This window comes from Thermoanaerobaculia bacterium (assembly GCA_035717485.1).
Classification (GTDB): Bacteria; Acidobacteriota; Thermoanaerobaculia; order UBA5066; family DATFVB01; genus DATFVB01.
In genome coordinates this window covers 1-2,332 of record DASTIQ010000053.1, presented here as the reverse complement: position 1 = coordinate 2,332, position 2,332 = coordinate 1, and the positions used below count along the sequence as shown (strand labels likewise).

Below are 2,332 nucleotides of genomic sequence, written 5' to 3'. Positions count from 1 at the left end.
GATCGAGGCCGGCCGCGTCGGTCCGGAGCAGCGCGAGCCCGGATTCGAGTTTGACTGAGATTCCCGGCTGGACGGTCGAGGAGGGGAACTGGGCCGTCGCGCGGCTCGGCCCCTCCGATCCGCTCCCGGAGTGGGCGCGAGCCGGCGCGTTCTCGTCGATCACCCGCACTCGAGACGAGCTCTCGATCGTCTGCGCCGAATCGTCCGTCCCGGAAGGAGTCCGCGCCGAGCGCGGCTGGGCGATGGTGAAACTCGCCGGACCGTTTCCGTTCGACGCGATCGGCGTTCTCCAGGCTTTTCTCTCGCCGCTCGCTCGCGCCGGGATCTCCGTCTTCGCCGTCAGCACGTTCGACACGGACTACGTGCTCATGAAACGGACCGATCTCGAGCGGGCGATCGACGTGCTCGCGACGGCGGGGCGCGTCCGTTGAGCGCTGCCGAAATCGCGCCTCAGCGGGGAACCTGGACGAGGTAGAGGTCCGACGAGGTCGCGGTGCTGTAGCCGTACGCGTAGCTCTTCCCGTCGGAGGCGATGCGGGGATTGAAGATGCGGGTCACCGTCGGAACTCCGGCCGGGGCGAGCGTCAGGAACGGAGCTCGACTCCCGGTCGCGACGTCGACCCGGAAGATCCGCGCCGGGGCGCTGTTGCTCTCGACCGCGTAGATCGATCGGCCGTCGTTCGTCCATCCCACCGGGTCCATCTGCTTCGTGTTCGGGATCGGGCGGGAGGGCCCGCCGTCGAAGGGGAGGATCGAGAGATCCTCCTGCCAGTCGCGATAGACGACGACCTGCCTCCCGTCCGGCGAGATCGGTTTTCCCGACGATCCGTACCCTTCGGCGTTGAACCGCCGCGGGGTTCCGTTCGGCAGGTCCTGGAGGTACCAGCGGGGAAGGTTCCCCGCGGGCGCTCCGACAACGAAGATCCGCTTTCCGTCGGGGAAGAACCCCGCGGCGCCGAACAACTCGATTTCTCCACGCGGGAGCGAAACGGGCGTGCCGGTCCCGGTCGGGACGAGCGCGAGCCCCGGCGACCCTTCCGGACGGGCGAGCACCCAGCGCCCGTCCGGGGAGAGGTCGTAGGCGACCCCGTCGCCGAGCTTGACCGCCGCGGAACCGTCGGTCTTCCGGAGGAAGAAGCTGCCCGGCTTCCCTCCCGCGGCAGACCGTTCCGTGAACAGAACGGTCGTGCCGTCGGGAGACATGTCCGTGAGGTCGGAAAGATCGAACCAGCTCAGGTCTCTTTCGGAATCCGCTCCCGGCGGACGCGCCATGATCGCGCGCCGCGGGTGATACCGCTCGAGAAGGATCCGTCCGTCGCGCGCGACGTCGTGGACGATCGATCCGTCCGGAATCGAAACGAGGGGCGTCGGCCGACCGCGGAGGTCGACCCGGTAGATCGTGCTGTCGCCGTGCTCGCCCGACGCCGCCAACCAGATCGCGCTGCCCGACGAGTCCCAGGCGAGAGAGGCGATGCCCTGCCACGTTCCGGGGAGCCGCGCCGACTTCCCGTTCCGGTCGGCGACGACGATCGAGCTCCCGGCGGGGCTCTGCTCCAGGAGCGCGATCCGGTCCCCGCCGGGCGAGAAGCGCGGCGAATCGAGATGCAGCGCCGTCGAATAGAGGACCTTTCCGATCGGGTATTCGAGGCGGCTTCGTGCGCCGAGGATGCGGACGATCGCGAGGTCCTTGCCGTCCGGGGCAAAGTCGGCGGCGTCCACGAAGTCGAGGATCGGGCGCGGGAGGCCCCCGCCGATCGGAGCGCGGGCGAGCGTACCGACGCCCGCGGTCCCGGAGAGGCTCTGCTCGCGGAGCGACAGTGCGAGCTCGCCGGTCGAGGAGATCGCCGCGAGGTTCGCCTTCGCATAGCCGAGCGGCGTCGATTCGGGGTTGCCGATCCGGCTCGAGAAGACGGCGACGGGCGCGCCCTCCCAGGACGCGCCGTAGACGACGGTCTCGCCGTCGGGCGCGAACCGCGCGAGGCCGATGTTGCCGCGGCGGAACGTCACGCGGACGAACGAGGGCACGGTGGCGCGCGGCGCGCGGAGGAGCCGGCCCGCGGCGAAGGCCGCGACGACCGCCGCGGCGACGAGCCCGGGGATCGCGGCGCGCCGGACGCTCCACGACCGTCCCGACCGGGCCGCGACGGGCGTCGACGAGGCGCCGGTCATCGACTCGAGCTCGTAGGCGAGATCGCTCGCCGACTGGAAGCGCTGCGGCGGGTTCTTCTCGAGGCACCGCCGGACGAGACGCTCCAGGCCCGGCGGGACGGAACGGTTCGTCTCCGAGAGGTCCGGAGGGTCCTCCTTCAGGATCGCGGACATCGTGTCGGCG

2 protein-coding genes are annotated in these 2,332 nt (G+C 70.7%); one reads left to right on the top strand and one right to left on the bottom strand.

What is annotated here, in order from left to right:
- The first annotated feature begins 50 nt into the window (after positions 1–50).
- Complete coding sequence (locus tag VFS34_02770; protein ID HET9793359.1) at positions 51–431, top strand: ACT domain-containing protein; 381 nt, start codon at positions 51–53, stop codon at positions 429–431.
- 19 nt (positions 432–450) lie between these two features.
- Here the strand turns inward: VFS34_02770 and VFS34_02765 are convergent.
- Positions 451–2,332: hypothetical protein (locus tag VFS34_02765; GenBank protein ID HET9793358.1), on the bottom strand; the 1,882-nt coding region annotated here is incomplete at its 5' end.